The following is a 14992-nucleotide window of genomic DNA, read 5'->3' as shown; positions in this document are numbered from 1 at the left end:
CGGGCGTTTACGGATCAAGGTCGTCGGCCGACCGCTCGTCGAAGACGCGCATGGCCTTGGCGGTCACCGGCCCTGCCACGCCCGGGAGTTGGCGGTCGTCGAGCAGGTGGACGGCCTGTACGTCCCGCAGCGAGGAGGTCAGGAAGACCTCGTCGGCGCGCTCCAGGACGTCCAGCGGCAGGTCGGTCTCCTTGGCGCCGGTCCATTCGACGGTCAGGGCGCGGGTGATGCCGGCGAGGCAGCCGGAGGTGACCGGCGGGGTGTGGATCTCGCCGTCCAGGACGACGAAGACGTTCGACCCTGTGCCTTCGCAGAGTTGGCCGACCGTGTTGGCCAACAGGGCCTCGGACGCGCCGTGTTGGTGGGCGCGGGCGAGGGCTACGACGTTCTCGGCGTAGGACGTGGTCTTGAGGCCGACGAGGGCGCCGCGCTCGTTGCGGGTCCACGGGACGGTGATCACGGCCGTGGAGTCGGGGCGGCGCTTCGCCTCGCCGAGGGCGATCACCAGGGTCGGGCCGTGCTCGCCACGGTCGGAGCCGAGGGGGCCGTGGCCGCCGGTGAAGGTGATGCGGAGCCTGCCGAACGGCATCGGGTTGGCCGCGAGGACGGCCGCGCAGCCGCGGCGGACCTCGTCGAGGTCCGGGTCGGGGAGGCCGAGGCCGCGCGCGGAGCGGGTCAGCCGGTCGAGATGGCGGGTCAGCGCGAACGTCTTCCCGTCCGTCGCCTTCACCGTCTCGAAAATGCCGTCGCCCACGGTCAGCCCGTGGTCGAAGACGGAGACACGGGCGGACTCGATGTCCTGCAGCCCGCCGTCGAGCCAGATCTTCATGAAAGAGCCCCTCCGCTCACCTCGTACGCGCCCGACGCTACCGCGAGCAGCCGTGACGCCTTCAGCTCGGTCTCCCGCCACTCCCCCTCGGGGTCCGACCCCCAGGTGATGCCGGCGCCGGTGCCGAAGCGAAGCATGCCGTCGGCGCGGTCGATCCAGAAGGTGCGGATGCCGACGGCCAGTTCGCCGGTGCCCCGGTCGGCGTCGACCCAGCCGATGCCCCCGCAGTAGGGGCCTCGGGGCGCGGTCTCCAGCGCGTCGATGATGCGCAGGGCACTGGACTTGGGGGCGCCGGTGACACTCCCGGGCGGGAAGACGGCGGCCAGCAGCTCCGGCCAGCCTGCGTCCGCGGGCAGCTCGCCCCGGACCGTCGACACGAGATGCACGAGACCGGGGTGCTTCTCGACGACACACAGGTCCGGCACGGTCACGGTCCCCGTGGCACAGACGCGCCCGAGGTCGTTGCGGACCAGGTCGACGATCATCACGTTCTCGGCGTAGTCCTTCTGCAGCAGGTCCGCCTCCGTCCGCCCGGTGCCCTTGATCGGTCCGGACTCGACGACCCGCCCGGTGCGGCGCAGGAAGAGTTCGGGTGACGCGGTGGATATCTCCACTCCGTGACCGGGCAGCCGGATCGTTCCTGCGTACGGCGCCGGGTTGCCGCGTGCGAGCAGCGCGGTGAGGGCGTCCACATCGGCGTCGGAGGCGATCGGCGCGGACAGGACGCGGCACAGGTTGGCCTGGTAGACCTCGCCGGCCGCGATGTGTTCCCGGATCCGGCGGACGCCGGCGGTGTAGGCGGCGCGGTCGAGGGAGCTGGTCCAGGCGTCGGTCGCGGGGCCGTGCCAGGCGCCGGGAGCGGGTGCCGGGACCGGTTCGGGTCGTACGTCGCGGAAGCGCGCGCAGGTCAGACGGCCCTCGAAGTCTGCCGCGACCGCCCAGAAGCCGGTGGAGTCCAGGGCCGCGGGATCGCTGGTGACATCGAGAAGGCCGGTGGCGACACGGCCGCCGAAACGGGCGAGAGGAACGAGGTCGAGCACGTCGTCGAGTCTATGGCGGGTGTCTCACACGTTGCCCGGCCATGTCACCGCGGGTGCCGGGACCATGCGTTCCCGTAGTCGCAGGCCAGCACGCTGCACAAACGCGTTTTTGTGCTGGCCGGGGAATCCGCTAGAGTTCAACTCGTCGCCGCGACGCGCAAGCCGAGCGGAAACGACAAGCGGACGTAGCTCAGTTGGTAGAGCGCAACCTTGCCAAGGTTGAGGTCGCCAGTTCGAACCTGGTCGTCCGCTCGCAGGAAAGTGGGGGATCTTCCCGAACCCCTACGCTCCTGGTGGAGTGGCCGAGAGGCGAGGCAACGGCCTGCAAAGCCGTCTACACGGGTTCAAATCCCGTCTCCACCTCCAAGGACGATTAGCTCAGCGGGAGAGCGCTTCCCTGACACGGAAGAGGTCACTGGTTCAATCCCAGTATCGTCCACTGGTCCGCAAGGACTTGGTCCGCAAGGATCCCCGCGCGATTAGCTCAGCGGGAGAGCGCTTCCCTGACACGGAAGAGGTCACTGGTTCAATCCCAGTATCGCGCACGCACCGCCCATGATCCCCGGATCGTGGTCCCGAGGACGATTAGCTCAGCGGGAGAGCGCTTCCCTGACACGGAAGAGGTCACTGGTTCAATCCCAGTATCGTCCACACTCCGGAGCCCCCGGCCGTCTTGTACGGCCGGGGGTTCTTCCGTGTGCCGGTCAGCTGGAGAACAGCATGTGACCGAAGCTCTTGTGGCGGTGGTGGCTGCCGTGACCGCCGTAGTGGCCACCGCCGTGACCGCCGCCGTGCGGGGCGCCCCAGGCGGGCGCGGACGGGGCGGGGTAGGCCTGCGGGCCCGGGGGCGGCGGGGCGGGCTGCTGCCACTGCGACTCCACGCGGGTCAGCGCCTCCAGCTCGCCGTAGTCGAGGAAGATCCCCCGGCAGTTGCTGCACTGTTCGATCTGGACACCGTTGCGGTTGTACGTGTGCATCGGCGCATGGCACTTCGGACACTGCATGCTCGGCTCAACTCCTCGGCCGTTGGTACGTCTTCGTGTTTCCCCAGGACAGACTCCGTCCGACCCCGGTCGGTTGCACCCTACTTCGCGAATCCGGGCGTCAACTCGGGCGGGACGGAACCCATTCGGTCACAGGCGTCCACGACCGCCTCCTCCACCTCGTCCAGTGGGCGGCCCGCCGCGACCGCCTTGACGATGGCGAGGGCGGCTGTCTGCACGGTGAGGGCACGGGCCGGGACGTCCAGGGCGGGCCAGGGGTCGCCGTCCACGGGGACGGCCGGGCCGCCCGCCGCGCGGTACGCGGCCAGGAAGCGGGTCCACTCGTCGGGCGGGAGCAGGCCGCAGGCGTACCAGGCGGCGGGCCGTGCCAGGTCCCATCCGGGGACTCCCACGCCCAGGTCGTCGACGTCGATCAGCAGCCAGGGGCCGTCGGGGGCCGGGTGGCGGACGAGCTGGCCGAGGTGGAGGTCGCCGTGGCAGAGGGTGGTCGTGTCGGGCTGGGGGGCCTCCGCGCGGGCCCACGCCGGGAGCAGGGTCCAGGCGTTCAGGACGGGCGCGACGGCGGGGTGGCCGCCGACGGCCTCGCGGAGGCGGGTGATCGCGCGGACCGCCTTGAGGGGGCCGCGCATGGGTGGGAGGGGGGTCGGGGCGGGGGTCCGGTGGAGGCGGGCGAGGAGGGTCGCCGCGGCCTCCCAGGGGGCCGCGTCCGGGTCCTCCGGGTCCACGGGGGTGCCGTAGGGCCAGAACGTGACCTGGCGGTCGTGCAGGGGGACGGGGGCGGGGTCCAGTGGGGGCAGGAGGATGCCGGGGAGGTGAGCGGCCGTTTTGAGGCGGGTGGTGAGGTCGGTGGGGTTCGTGTGCGGGGCGTGGGCCTTGGCGACGGTGGCCGCGTGGCGGACGACTGTGCCGTCGGGGCGGTCCGTGAGGGTGGCTCCGCCGGGAGTGCAGGGGCAGGCGGGGGTTTGGGTGTGCGCTGCGGTCATGGCTCGGGCGGTCAGCTCGGGTAGCAGCTGGTGGGTGGTCACGGGGCCCCTTGAGTCGTACGGCTTTCGACGGCAGCGTACGGCTGGGTGTGTGGCCTGGCTGCCGGTCGGTGGGGGCTGGGCGCGCAGTTCCCCGCGCCCCTATGGGGCGCGCTCCAGCCAAGGGCGTTGCAATGCGAGGGCAAAGCAAAGCCGGCGCAGCTCCCCAGCTGCGCCGGCTTCATTTGCCGTCCGCCGCACCCCCGTCCCCACGGGGTTTCATGGGTTGATGTCCCCGCCCGGACCGCTCTTCCGGGCCTGGGGTCGCCGCTCAGCGCCCCAGCATCACTCCCACGGACGACGCCTGTGTGGCCACGGTCTCCCAGCCGTCGAAGACGACGAGGAGCAGGACCGCCAGGGGAAGTGCCATCAAGGTCGCCACCAGTGGGTGGCGACGGCCTGTGCGGCGGGTGCGGAACGCCGCGTTGTACGCCTTGCGTCCCTCTTCGCGGATCAATGCCCGCGGTGCCGTGTGGGCCATGGTCCCTCTCCTGACCGTGCTCCGTTGACCGAACTCGGTTGTCGTTGGCAGCGGCGGGTGTCTGACCTCGGGGGACGAGTGCTGCACCCGCCGCTTGACCTCAAATCTAGGCGTGCGGCGGGTGCCGGTCGTCATGCCCTCGTACCGATTGGCGGGCCTCCCGGAGGATGAGCAATGACCTGCGAACTACTCCCCTGGGTGGAGACGAGGTCCTAGGTCTCGGGGTCTTCCCTGAGGGGGAGTCCGGTGTGCCCCGCTTTCTCTGAGCTGTCCTCGCGCGGGACCGGCTGCTCGACCAGGGCGAGGACCCGGGTCGCCATGAAGCGGGCGGTGCGGACGACGGAGCCGCTGCGGGTGACTTCGCTCACTTCCACGACACCTCGTCGTACCGCCGTCTCCACCCTGCGGCCCGCCCTGCTCGCCACCACCTCGTACGTTCGCGTTGTGTCGCCTGCGTCCACCACTATCTCGACGCGATCACCCTTCACGCGCTCAATCCCCCTTCTGTGATGGTTGGTTGGGGTTGGGGGCAGTACGAAGTCCTGCTGTTCGCACGGCCTCTGACCACCCTTCAAAGTTTCCCACCCGGCACTGACAATCCGTCGGTCCGAGAGGGCGCGGCCTTTGCGCGCGGGCGGCGGTGGAAACGTAAGCTGTCGCTCGTCATACGGACCGGGCAGCGGGGATGAACATGGCGATGATGCGCCTGAGGCGCGAGGACCCGCGCGTCGTCGGCTCGTTCAGGCTTCACAGACGGCTCGGCGCGGGCGGAATGGGCGTCGTCTATCTGGGTTCCGACCGCAAGGGTCAGCGGGTCGCGCTCAAGGTGATCCGGCCGGATCTGGCGGAGGACCAGGAGTTCCGTTCGCGGTTCGCACGCGAGGTGTCGGCCGCGCGGCGCATTCGGGGTGGGTGCACGGCTCGGCTCGTGGCGGCGGATCTTGAGGCCGACCGGCCGTGGTTCGCGACGCAGTACGTTCCCGGGCCCTCTCTCCACGACAAGGTCGCCGACGAGGGGGCGCTGGGGGCTGCCGAGGTCGCCGCGATCGGGGCTGCCTTGTCCGAGGGGCTCGTCGCCGTGCACGAGGCCGGGGTCGTCCACCGGGATCTCAAGCCGTCCAACATTCTGCTCTCCCCCAAGGGACCGCGGATCATCGACTTCGGTATCGCCTGGGCGACCGGTGCCTCGACGCTCACGCACGTCGGAACGGCGGTCGGTTCGCCCGGCTTCCTCGCGCCCGAACAGGTGCGGGGGGCCGCGGTCACGCCGGCCACGGACGTGTTCTCGCTCGGTGCCACGCTCGCGTATGCCTCGACCTCCGACTCGCCCTTCGGGCACGGCAGTTCGGAGGTGATGCTGTACCGCGTGGTGCACGAGGAGGCGCAGCTGCACGGCGTACCGGACGCACTCGCTCCGCTGGTCCGCGCGTGTCTGGCGAAGGACCCCGAGGAGCGGCCGAGCACCCTCCAACTGTCCTTGCGTCTCAAGGAGATCGCCGCACGCGAGGCCCAGGGCCTGTCGGACGTACGACCGCCCGCGCCGCGTGGTGGTGAAGCGGACCGGCCCACCGGGCGGCTCACCGAGAGCTATCCCGAGCAGCAGCGCACGCAGGGCGGGCGACGTCCGCAGGGGCCGCAGGGGACCCCTGCTCCTCGTGGAGCGGCTCCGCCGTCGCGGGGTGGTGGCAGTCCCTCCCGTGGGGGCGGCGGCGTTCCTTCGCGGCCGGGCTCGGCGCGGCCGACTCCGGCCGGGCGCAACACCACCCGGTCCGGCAACGGCAGTGGCAGCCGGCCCGCACCGCGCAGTGGCGCCGGTCGGCCTGGACCGCGGACCACGGGCACCGGGCGGCGGCCCGCGAACCCGCGCCTGCTGCGGCAGCGGTTGTTCGTGTTCGTCGTGGTGACCTTGCTGGTCGCGCTCGGGATCGCGGTGGCGCAGGGGTGTTCGGGGCCTGCGCATGGGCTTGGGCGCACGGGGGGCGGTGTACAGCGCGTCGTAGGGGCGGATGGGCGGTTCGGGGCTGTGGGCGGTTTCGCCGAGTCGTGAGCGTGGGGTTGTTTCGCCCCCGCCGCCCCTACCCGTCCCGTCCCCGGGGGCTGCGCCCCCAGACCCCCGCTTCGGCCCTGAACGGCCTCGTCCTCAAACGCCGGACGGGCTGGAGGGTGCCCGCCGTGCTTACAGGCTCGGCAAGATGTGCGCGAAAAACTCCCGGTCCGCGTCGAACAGCGGGGTCATCGTCAGGAACTCCGCCGGGGTGACCCAGCGGACCTCGGAGACCTCGCCCGGGTCGGGGACGATCGTGCCGTTGCCTGTTTCGGTGGCGGTCCACCAGTGGAGGCGGAAGCTGCCGTCGTCGGTCTCGGACTGCCAGACCTTGGCGAGTGGGGAGACCGCGAGGCCGACCTCCTCGTGGACCTCTCTGACCAGGGCTTCTTCCTGCGTCTCGCCCGGTTCGAGCTTGCCGCTGAGCGGGGCCCAGTAGCCGGAGCGGGCGGAGTCGGGGCCCCGGCGGATGACCAGGACGCGGTCCGCGCGCCGGAGGACTGCGACGATCGCCTCGCGCTGCGCCAAGCCGTGCTCCCTAGAGTTCGGGGCGGCCGGTGGCCACCGCGTAGAAGGCTACGGCAGCGGCGGCGCCCACGTTGAGGGAGTCGACGCCGTGGGCCATGGGAATGCGGACCCATTCGTCGGCCGCCACCAGGGCCTGGGTGGACAGGCCGTCGCCCTCTGCTCCCAGCATCAGCGCGACCCGGTCCATACGGTGCGGGGCCGCCTCGTCGAGGCTCTTCGCCTTCTCGTCGGGGGTGAGGGCGAGGAGCGTGAAGCCTGCCTCACGGACCGACTCCAGGCCCTTGGGCCAGCTTTCGAGGCGGGCGTAGGGAACGGAGAACACCGCGCCCATCGAGACCTTCACGCTGCGGCGGTACAGCGGGTCCGCGCAGTCGGGGGACAGCAGGACCGCGTCCATGCCCAGTGCCGCCGCCGAGCGGAAGATCGCGCCGATGTTGGTGTGGTCGTTGACCGACTCCATGACGACGACTCTGCGGGTGGTCTGGAGGAGTTCGTGGGCCGTGGGGAGCGGTTTGCGTTGCATGGAGGCCAGCGCGCCTCTGTGCACGTGGTAGCCCGTGACGCGTTCGGCCAGCTCCGGGCTCACCGCGTAGACGGGGGCCGGGAGTTCGTCGATGACGTCCCGCATGACGTCGACCCACTTCGCGGACAGCAGCATGGAGCGCATCTCGTAGCCCGCGTCCTTGGCCCGTCTGATGACCTTCTCGCCCTCGGCGATGAACAGGCCCTCGGCCGGTTCGCGCTTGCGGCGCAGCTCTACGTCGGTCAGGCCCGTGTAATCACGCAGGCGCGGGTCGTCGGGATCCTCAACGGTGATGAGATCGGCCACAGGGTGATACTGCCTTGTCCTGGGTGTCGTGCCAACGGCTGGGAACGGGTTGTGTTACCCGGGGTTACGCGAGGGCCTTCGGGCCTACGGTGACGACCGCGCCGATGACGATCACCGCCGGGGGCTTCACGTCCTCCGCGCGTACGGTCTCGCCGACCGTCGCGAGGGTCGCGTCCACCCGGCGCTGGGCGGCCGTCGTGCCCTCCTGGACCAGGGCCACCGGGGTGTCGGCCGGCTTCCCGTGTGCGATCAGGGTCTCGGCGATCTTCCCTATCTTGTCCACGCCCATCAGGACCACCAGCGTGCCGGTGAGCTTCGCGAGGGACGGCCAGTCGACCAGGGAGCGCTCGTCGTCGGGGGCGACATGGCCGCTGACGACGGTGAACTCGTGGGCGACGCCTCGGTGGGTGACCGGGATGCCGGCGGCTCCCGGTACCGAGATCGAACTGGAGATGCCGGGCACCACCGTGCACGGGATGCCGGCCTCGGCGAGCGCCTGGACCTCCTCCATGCCACGGCCGTAGACGTACGGATCACCGCCCTTGAGCCGTACGACCGACTTGCCCTGCTTGGCGTGTTCGATCAGCGCGTTGTTGATGGCCTCCTGGGCCATGTAGCGGCCGTAGGGGATCTTCGCCGCGTCGATCACCTCGACGTGCGGGGGGAGTTCGGCGAGGAGGTCGCGGGGGCCGAGGCGGTCGGCGATGACGACGTCGGCCTCGGCGAGGAGGCGACGGCCGCGGACCGTGATCAGGTCCGGGTCGCCGGGGCCGCCGCCGACGAGGGCGACGCCGGGCGTCCTGGTGCGGTGGTGCGGGGCGACCAGGGTGCCGTCACGCAGGCCCGCGACGACCGCGTCGCGGATCGCGGCGGTGTGGCGGGGGTCCCGGCCGCGCGCGTCCGTGGTGAGTACGGCGACGGTGACGCCCTCGCTGTGGCCGGTCGCCGGGGTCCACGCGGTGGCCTGGTCGGCGTCGTCGGAGCGGACGCACCAGACGCGGTTGCGCTCCGCCTCGGCGGAGGCGGCGGTGTTGGCCTCGGGGTCGGTGGTGGCGATCAGGGCGTACCAGGCGTTCGCCAAGTCGCCGTCCGCGTACGGGCGTCGCTCCCAGGTGATCTCGCCCGCGTCCGCCATCGCCTCGACGGAGGGGGTCGCCTCGGGGGACACGAGGGTGATGTCAGCGCCTGCCGCGATGAGCGCCGGGAGGCGGCGCTGGGCGACCTGGCCGCCGCCCAGGACGACGACCCGGCGGCCGGTGAGGCGGAGGCCTACGGGGTAGGCGGGGTTTTCGGCCATGAGGGTGCGGCTCCTCTTTTACGGCGGGTTTGCCCGACGTGCTGTACGAGTGCTGTACGACGTGCGGTGGCCCTGACGTGCAGATTTTACGGGCAGGGGGCTGTGGCGGCTCGGCCGGTCCACTGGCTGAGCCGCCACAGCCCCCTGCGGGCGTCTACTTCTCGGTCACCCCGGCGGAATCGAACGTCGCCACCTCGTGCATCGCCCGCGCCGTGCTCTGCACCAGCGGCAGGGCCAGCAGCGCGCCCGTGCCCTCGCCGAGGCGGAGGTCGAGGTCGACCAAGGGGCGCAGGCCGAGCTTGTTGAGGGCGGCGACGTGACCCGGTTCGGCACTGCGGTGGCCCGCGATGCAGGCCGCGAGGACCTCGGGGGCGATCGCCCGCGCCACCAGGGCGGCCGCGCCGGCGCTGACGCCGTCCAGGATCACCGGCGTGCGCAGGGAGGCGCCGCCGAGCAGCAGGCCGACCATGGCCGCGTGCTCGAAGCCGCCGATCGCGGCGAGGACGCCGATGGGGTCGGCGGGGTCCGGCTGGTGGAGTTCGATCGCGCGGCGCACGACCTCCGTCTTGCGGGCCAGGGTCTCGTCGTTGATGCCGGTGCCCCGGCCGGTGACGTCGGCGGGGTCGGTGTCCGTGAACACCGAGATCAGGGCGGCGGACGCGGTCGTGTTCGCGATGCCCATCTCCCCTGTGAGCAAAGCCTTGTTGCCCGCCGCCACGAGGTCGCGGGCCGTCTCGATGCCCACCTCGATGGCCTGCTTGGCCTCCTCGCGGGACATCGCGGGACCGGTCGTCATGTCCGACGTACCGGCCCGGATCTTCCGGGGCAACAGGCCTGGGGTGGCGGGCAGTTCGGACGCCACACCCACATCCACGACACACACCTCGGCGCCCACCTGACTCGCGAAGGCGTTGCAAACGGCGCCGCCGCCAAGGAAGTTGGCGACCATCTGGGCCGTCACCTCCTGCGGCCAGGGGGTGACGCCCTGCGCGTGCACACCGTGGTCGCCCGCGAAGATCGCGACGGCCGCGGGCTCCGGGATCGGCGGCGGGCACTGCCGGGAGAGACCGGACAGCTGCGCGGAGATGATCTCCAGCATGCCGAGCGAGCCCGGCGGCTTCGTCATCCGCTTCTGCCGCTCCCACGCCTCGCCGAGCGCCTTCGCGTCCAGCGGGCGGATCCCGGCGACGGTCTCCGCGAGCAGGTCGTGCGGGTCCTCGCCGGGCAGGGCACGGCGGCCGTACGTCTCCTCGTGCACGACCCACGACAGCGGGCGGCGCTTGGACCAGCCGGCCTGCATCAGCTCGGGCTCGTCCGGGAACTCGTCGACGTAGCCGACGCAGAGGTACGCGATGACCTCCAGGTGCTCCGGCAGACCGAGCGCGCGGACCATCTCGCGCTCGTCGAAGAAGCTGACCCAGCCGACCCCGAGGCCCTCGGCGCGCGCCGCGAGCCACAGGTTCTCCACCGCGAGGGCGGCGGAGTACGGCGCCATCTGCGGCTGCGTGTGACGGCCCAGGGTGTGCCGGCCGCCACGGGTGGGGTCGGCGGTGACGACGATGTTCACCGGGGTGTCGAGGATCGCCTCGATCTTCAGTTCCTTGAACTGCTTCGCCCGGCCCTTGGGCAGCGACTTGGCGTACGCCTCGCGCTGGCTCTGGGCCAGTTCGTGCATGTTGCGGCGGGTGTCGGCGGAACGGATGACCACGAAGTCCCACGGCTGGGAGTGCCCGACGGACGGCGCCGTGTGCGCCGCCTCCAGCACACGCAGCAGCACGTCGTGCGGGATCGGGTCGCTGCGGAAGCCGTTGCGGATGTCACGGCGTTCGCGCATCACCTTCAGCACGGCCTCGCGCTCGGCGTCGTCGTAGGCGGGTGCCGCAGGGCCGGTGGACTCTCGTACGTCTTCCACTGCGGCCGTGCTCTCTTCCTCCTGGTCGGCGGCCCGGGTGTCCAGGTCGTCCGCGTGCTGTACGAGTTCGGGCTCACCGTCGGCATCGGCCTCACGGGGGCCGGGGACGGCGGCGAAGGATTCCGGACCGCCGGACGGCTCCTCCGTGGGGAGGGTGAGGGGGTGCGGCGGGGTCGGTGCGAGGTGCGGGGTGGTGGGCACCGAGCCCTCCACCGGCACGAACCGGCCGAGGGAGTCGTCGGGGCCGGCGCCCGCCGGGACGGCCTGCGGCACCTCCGCGAACTCGACGAACTCGGCGTCCGGGGTGGTGGGTTGGGCGAGGGAGGGTGCCTGCGGGTCGGCGGCTTCCGCTCCGTGGCCCTCGGCGGCGATCGGCTGCGGCGCGAGCGCCGGCTCCGCCTCGACCGTGAACTGCTGCTCCGCCACGGCTTCGGGTGCGGCGGTGGGCTGGGGGGCCGGGTCGCCCGGGACCGCGCCGAGGAGGACGGGTGAGCCTTCGGCGAGCGGAGCGGGGGCGGCCTCGACGGGAGCGGCCTCGGCGGGCGTGACCGCGCTGTCGAGGTGCGCCGCGTCCGGGGCCTGCGTCGGGACCGGGGTGGCCTCGGCGAGCGGAGCCGAGTCGTCGGCCGTGGGGGCGGGCTGTGCCGTGTCCACGGCGGTGGCGAGCGGCTCGGCCTCGGAGGCGATCGGGATCTCGACTCCCTTAGGAACAGGGGGAGTTGCCCCGGCGCCTTGGGCCTCGTCCGCCCCGTCGAGGAGAGCTGCCTCCTGGACCGGAGCGGCGTCGGCGACCTGGTCGGCACCGGGGGCGAACACGACGCCCTGCGCCTGGCCCGGCTCCGCAGCGGCTACGTCTTCCGGGGCCGGGGAGGCGACGAACGCGCCCTCGGGAACCTGGTCGGTGCTCTGAACCGACGCGGAATCGGGGACGGGAGCGTCGCCGACTTGCGCTGGCGCGGCCTCGGACACGGGGGTGCCGCCTTGCGCGAGCACGGCGTCGAGAGCGGAGCCTGCCAGGTGCGGCAGCGCGGCCTCGGGGCCAGATCCGTCACCGTGCACGAGTACGACGGCTTCAGGGCCGGACCCATCGCCGTCGCCGTGGACGACCGCGGCCTCGATGCCGGGGCCATCAGCGTGGACGACGGCGGTCTCAGGACCGGTGCCATCACCGTGGACGACTACGCCCTCAGTGCCGGGGTCGGCGCCGTGCAGGAGCACTGCCTCCGCGCCGGTGCCGTCACCGTGCGGGAACTCCGCGTCGGGGCCCGCGTGGGCGCCCTGTGCCTGGGCATCCTCGGCGCTCGGGGCAACGTCCTGTCCGAGTGCGGCCTCGGGGGCTGTGCCGTCGCCGTGAACGAACGCGGCCTCGGAGTCCGCCTCGGCGCCAAGGCCTTCGGCATCGTGAGCGCCGACAGCCTGGGCAACCTGCCCGGCGTCGTAAGTCACGACTGCCTCGACACCCTGGTCGTGCCCGTTGCCGAACCCGGCGCCGTCCTGGACCTGCCCGGCACCCAACTCGTCCGCACCCTCGGGCAGTTGACCCGTCTCAGGGACACCAGCCGTTCCGGAGCTCTCCGTGCTCGCGTGCACCGAAGAAGCGGAGGATGCCGAGGGAACCGAAGCGGACACCGCTGCCGTCGCGGCCGTCTCCGCCGCGTACTGCTGGCCGTGGCCCTGCCAGGCCTCCCCCGCGTCGGGGGCCGTGGCGACCGTCCCGTTCACCGCTTCCGTGGCGAGCCTCGCGACCGCGGCCTGGGCCGCGCCGCCGGACTCCGGGCCCGGTTCGGGTGTCGGCGCCGGGGCAACCGTTTCCGCCGTTCGCACCCCTGCTTCGGCCGGCGCCTGGGCGCCCCAGGGGGCAGCGCCCTGCGGGGGCAGGTCGCGGAGTTGGGGTGCGTCGAGGTACTCGGGGCCGGTCGTCGGGCGGCCGGTCTGCCGTACCGGCGCACCCGCGGGGCCGCGGTCGGCGAGGGAGCGGACGGGGCTCGCGGAGGTGTCGGGGAGGGGCGGGCCGAGGTGCAGCGGGCGACGCGGGGTGACCGGCGCGGGCGGCGGTTCGGCGAGCCGGACGGCGCCGAGGTCGACGGAACCGCTGTCGCGGCCGGCCGTCTCGTGCGGACCGGGCTCGTGCGGAGCCGAGTCGTGCGGATCCGGCTCATACGCCGCGGGCTCGTGCGGTGCGGGCTCCTGGACGGTCTCGACGACCGGCTCGGGGACGGGGGGCGGGACCTCGTTGCCCCAGGCGCCCTGGGCGCCCGGCAGGAGCAGCAGGTCGTCGTCCTCGGCGGTGGTCTCGGAGTGGTAGGTGTACGCGCCGTGTGCGGGAACGCTCGGCTGTTCCACCATGCCTGCGTTCTCCGGCAACCCCTCGGCCGGGACCTGGCCGGTGTCGGTCATGCGTACCCCTCGCCCATCGGTTAGTGCTTCTACGACCCGCTCTCCGGGAACGGCGCACCGACCGCCCCGCAGTGGAGAACGAGCGTGCCTGTCCAGCGGCACGAACGACCCGACGCCAAAAAGCGACAAAGCCATTTAGACGACAAAGCCATTCAATGGCATTGTCGCGGCCGTTGCGCCGTCGCGGCAGCTTGATCCGCGACGGCCCGCTGTGGACTGCGCCACGTTGCGCGTCCTCCGGTTCCGCTGTACCACACACACCCCAAAACGGGCGGGTTTTCCGGACATTGGCGAACGAAGCGCCGGTCCACCCTGTGCGGTACAACGGTCCGCCAGCCTACCGCGCGCAGTACGACAACAGGATCACGGGGACGGTTCGAGGGGTCACGAAACGCGCTCGGGAAGGAGGCCGCTGAGCAGGAATGCGACACTCCGTTCCGTCTCCGTCCAGGCCCTGGTGTCGAGTTCGACGGACTGGAGGAGGGCGCACTCGACGTGGTAGCCGTGCTCCGTCAGGTCGCGGCCGACGAGTTCGGCCTCGTCGCGAGTGGAGGCGTGCGCCACGATGCGCTGCGGGCGCCGGTCGGCGACCGCGGAGACGACGGCCACTCCCCCGCCGCCGACGCGTACTACGTCAGGTTCGGGGAGGTTCTCCAGGATGTGCGGGGCGTCGCCCTTGACGATCTGGAGGTGCACGCCGAAGCTGCGGGCCGCCGCGTCGGTGCGGGCGCAGGCCTGGGCGTCGCGGTCGACGGCGATGACGGCGGCTCCGGCGCGGGCCGCCTCGATGGCGAAGGCTCCGCTGCCGCAGCCGATGTCCCACACGAGGTCTCCCACGCGCGGGCCGAGGCGGGCGAGTTGGGCGGCCCGGAGCAGATCCGTCTCGCCCTCGCCGAGCTCACCGCCGTAGGCCTCGGCGGGCAGGGTCCAGCCTCGGGCGACGGCGGCCGGGTCGCGGCCGGCGATCCAGCCCTCACCCGGTCCCGCCGTGACCGTCGGGCCGACGGGGCCGCCCATGACGATCACGACGTTGGGGTCGCGCCAGGTGCGGTCGGCCGCCTTGTCGGAGGTGAGGACGGTGACCTGTTCGTGCTCGGTGCCGAGTTCCTCGCAGATGACGAAGGTGCGGTGAACGCCTTCCAGCAGCAGGCCGAGTTCGGCGGGTCCCGCGCCCGGTGAGGTGAGGACGGCGACCTTCGTGTGGGCCCGGCATACGTTCACCGCGCGTCGCAGGGTGCGTCTGTGGGCGACGACCACCTGTGCGTCGTCCCAGGGCATCCCGGCGCGGGCGAAGGCGGCGGCCACCGAGGAGACGGCGGGGACGACCTCCACCTCCAGGCCGAACTCGGGTGCGCGCAGGGTCCGTACGACGCCGAAGAAGCCCGGGTCCCCGTCGGCGAACACCACCGCGGTGCCGCGGACGCCGGCGATACGGCGGGCGGCGAGGGCCACGCTGCCGAGGCGGATGCGTTCGGCGCGCGCCGGCACCTCGGGCAGCTCCAGGTGGTGGGGCGCGCCGGCCACCAGGGTGGCGGCGCTCAGGGCGGAGCGTGCCGCAGCTGTCAGCGGAGAGCCGTCCCAGCCGATCACCGTGACGCGGTCGGCCATC

12 protein-coding genes and 5 tRNA genes are annotated in these 14992 nt (G+C 72.3%); 6 read left to right on the top strand and 11 right to left on the bottom strand.

Annotated features, from left to right (window positions below):
- Positions 1-7: 7 nt before the first annotated feature.
- Positions 8-829, bottom strand: a complete 822-nt coding sequence (locus tag ACIBJH_RS30875) for an aminotransferase class IV (protein ID WP_399120144.1) — start codon at positions 827-829, stop codon at positions 8-10.
- Positions 826-1869 carry a chorismate-binding protein gene (locus tag ACIBJH_RS30870; protein ID WP_399120143.1) on the bottom strand — a complete coding sequence of 348 codons (1044 nt, stop codon included), beginning with the start codon at positions 1867-1869 and terminating at the stop codon, positions 826-828. Before ACIBJH_RS30870 ends, ACIBJH_RS30875 begins: the two co-directional genes overlap by 4 nt.
- A gap of 179 nt (positions 1870-2048) precedes the next feature.
- On the opposite strand from ACIBJH_RS30870, the gene ACIBJH_RS30865 reads away from it, so the two are divergent.
- The 5 genes from ACIBJH_RS30865 to ACIBJH_RS30845 all read left to right on the top strand — a co-directional run bounded on the left by ACIBJH_RS30865 (position 2049) and on the right by ACIBJH_RS30845 (position 2520).
- A tRNA-Gly gene (locus tag ACIBJH_RS30865) sits at positions 2049-2121 on the top strand.
- Positions 2122-2161: 40 nt separating this feature from the next.
- Positions 2162-2235 (top strand) — tRNA-Cys (locus ACIBJH_RS30860).
- A gap of 1 nt (position 2236) precedes the next feature.
- A tRNA-Val gene (locus tag ACIBJH_RS30855) sits at positions 2237-2308 on the top strand.
- Positions 2309-2342: 34 nt separating this feature from the next.
- Positions 2343-2414, top strand: a tRNA-Val gene (locus tag ACIBJH_RS30850).
- Between the two features lie 34 nt (positions 2415-2448).
- Positions 2449-2520 (top strand) — tRNA-Val (locus ACIBJH_RS30845).
- Positions 2521-2573: 53 nt separating this feature from the next.
- Here ACIBJH_RS30845 and ACIBJH_RS30840 read toward each other — a convergent pair.
- The 4 genes from ACIBJH_RS30840 to ACIBJH_RS30825 form a co-directional block, all read right to left on the bottom strand.
- Entirely contained in the window at positions 2574-2873 is a 300-nt protein-coding gene (locus tag ACIBJH_RS30840) for a zf-TFIIB domain-containing protein (protein WP_399120142.1), read from the bottom strand.
- Between the two features lie 80 nt (positions 2874-2953).
- Complete coding sequence (locus tag ACIBJH_RS30835) at positions 2954-3898, bottom strand: phosphotransferase family protein (protein ID WP_399120141.1); 945 nt, start codon at positions 3896-3898, stop codon at positions 2954-2956.
- Positions 3899-4166: 268 nt separating this feature from the next.
- Entirely contained in the window at positions 4167-4376 is a 210-nt protein-coding gene (locus ACIBJH_RS30830; protein ID WP_026178166.1) for a hypothetical protein, read from the bottom strand.
- A gap of 212 nt (positions 4377-4588) precedes the next feature.
- The gene (locus ACIBJH_RS30825) at positions 4589-4864 is read right to left on the bottom strand and encodes a hypothetical protein (protein WP_033282228.1); all 276 of its coding nucleotides are present in this window, start codon (positions 4862-4864) and stop codon (positions 4589-4591) included.
- 197 nt (positions 4865-5061) lie between these two features.
- Here ACIBJH_RS30825 and ACIBJH_RS30820 point away from each other — a divergent pair, with 197 nt between their 5' ends.
- Positions 5062-6423, top strand: coding sequence for a serine/threonine-protein kinase (locus ACIBJH_RS30820; protein ID WP_399120140.1), 1362 nt, complete (start codon positions 5062-5064; stop codon positions 6421-6423).
- Positions 6424-6552: 129 nt separating this feature from the next.
- On the opposite strand, the gene ACIBJH_RS30815 is transcribed toward ACIBJH_RS30820, so the two are convergent.
- The 5 genes from ACIBJH_RS30815 to cbiE form a co-directional block, all read right to left on the bottom strand.
- Positions 6553-6948: an NUDIX domain-containing protein gene (locus ACIBJH_RS30815; RefSeq protein ID WP_399120138.1), complete on the bottom strand. Its 396-nt coding sequence runs from the start codon at positions 6946-6948 to the stop codon at positions 6553-6555.
- Between the two features lie 10 nt (positions 6949-6958).
- A complete protein-coding gene (locus ACIBJH_RS30810) occupies positions 6959-7777 on the bottom strand; it encodes a TrmH family RNA methyltransferase (RefSeq protein ID WP_399120136.1) in 819 nt (272 codons plus the stop codon).
- 64 nt (positions 7778-7841) lie between these two features.
- Positions 7842-9074, bottom strand: coding sequence for a uroporphyrinogen-III C-methyltransferase (gene cobA, locus ACIBJH_RS30805; protein ID WP_399120135.1), 1233 nt, complete (start codon positions 9072-9074; stop codon positions 7842-7844).
- Between the two features lie 154 nt (positions 9075-9228).
- A complete protein-coding gene (gene cobT / locus ACIBJH_RS30800) occupies positions 9229-13383 on the bottom strand; it encodes a nicotinate-nucleotide--dimethylbenzimidazole phosphoribosyltransferase (RefSeq protein WP_399120134.1) in 4155 nt (1384 codons plus the stop codon).
- A gap of 384 nt (positions 13384-13767) precedes the next feature.
- A complete protein-coding gene (gene cbiE / locus ACIBJH_RS30795; RefSeq protein ID WP_399120132.1) occupies positions 13768-14991 on the bottom strand; it encodes a precorrin-6y C5,15-methyltransferase (decarboxylating) subunit CbiE in 1224 nt (407 codons plus the stop codon).
- Between the last annotated feature and the right edge of the window lies 1 nt (position 14992).

The organism is Streptomyces sp. NPDC050548, assembly GCF_044457385.1.
Classification (GTDB): domain Bacteria; phylum Actinomycetota; class Actinomycetes; order Streptomycetales; family Streptomycetaceae; genus Streptomyces.
The sequence above is the reverse complement of the archived record's forward strand: the minus strand, read 5'-3'. Positions and strand labels throughout refer to the sequence as shown.

What these genes read in the sequence shown, in the direction of transcription:
- ACIBJH_RS30875 (WP_399120144.1), bottom strand. Translation starts at nt 829, where the DNA reads ATGAAGATCTGGCTCGACGGCGGGCTGCAGGACATCGAGTCCGCCCGT.
- ACIBJH_RS30840 (WP_399120142.1), bottom strand. Translation starts at nt 2,873, where the DNA reads ATGCAGTGTCCGAAGTGCCATGCGCCGATGCACACGTACAACCGCAAC.
- ACIBJH_RS30830 (WP_026178166.1), bottom strand. Translation starts at nt 4,376, where the DNA reads ATGGCCCACACGGCACCGCGGGCATTGATCCGCGAAGAGGGACGCAAG.
- ACIBJH_RS30820 (WP_399120140.1), top strand. Translation starts at nt 5,062, where the DNA reads ATGAACATGGCGATGATGCGCCTGAGGCGCGAGGACCCGCGCGTCGTC.
- cobA (WP_399120135.1), bottom strand. Translation starts at nt 9,074, where the DNA reads ATGGCCGAAAACCCCGCCTACCCCGTAGGCCTCCGCCTCACCGGCCGC.
- cobT (WP_399120134.1), bottom strand. Translation starts at nt 13,383, where the DNA reads ATGACCGACACCGGCCAGGTCCCGGCCGAGGGGTTGCCGGAGAACGCA.
- cbiE (WP_399120132.1), bottom strand. Translation starts at nt 14,991, where the DNA reads ATGGCCGACCGCGTCACGGTGATCGGCTGGGACGGCTCTCCGCTGACA.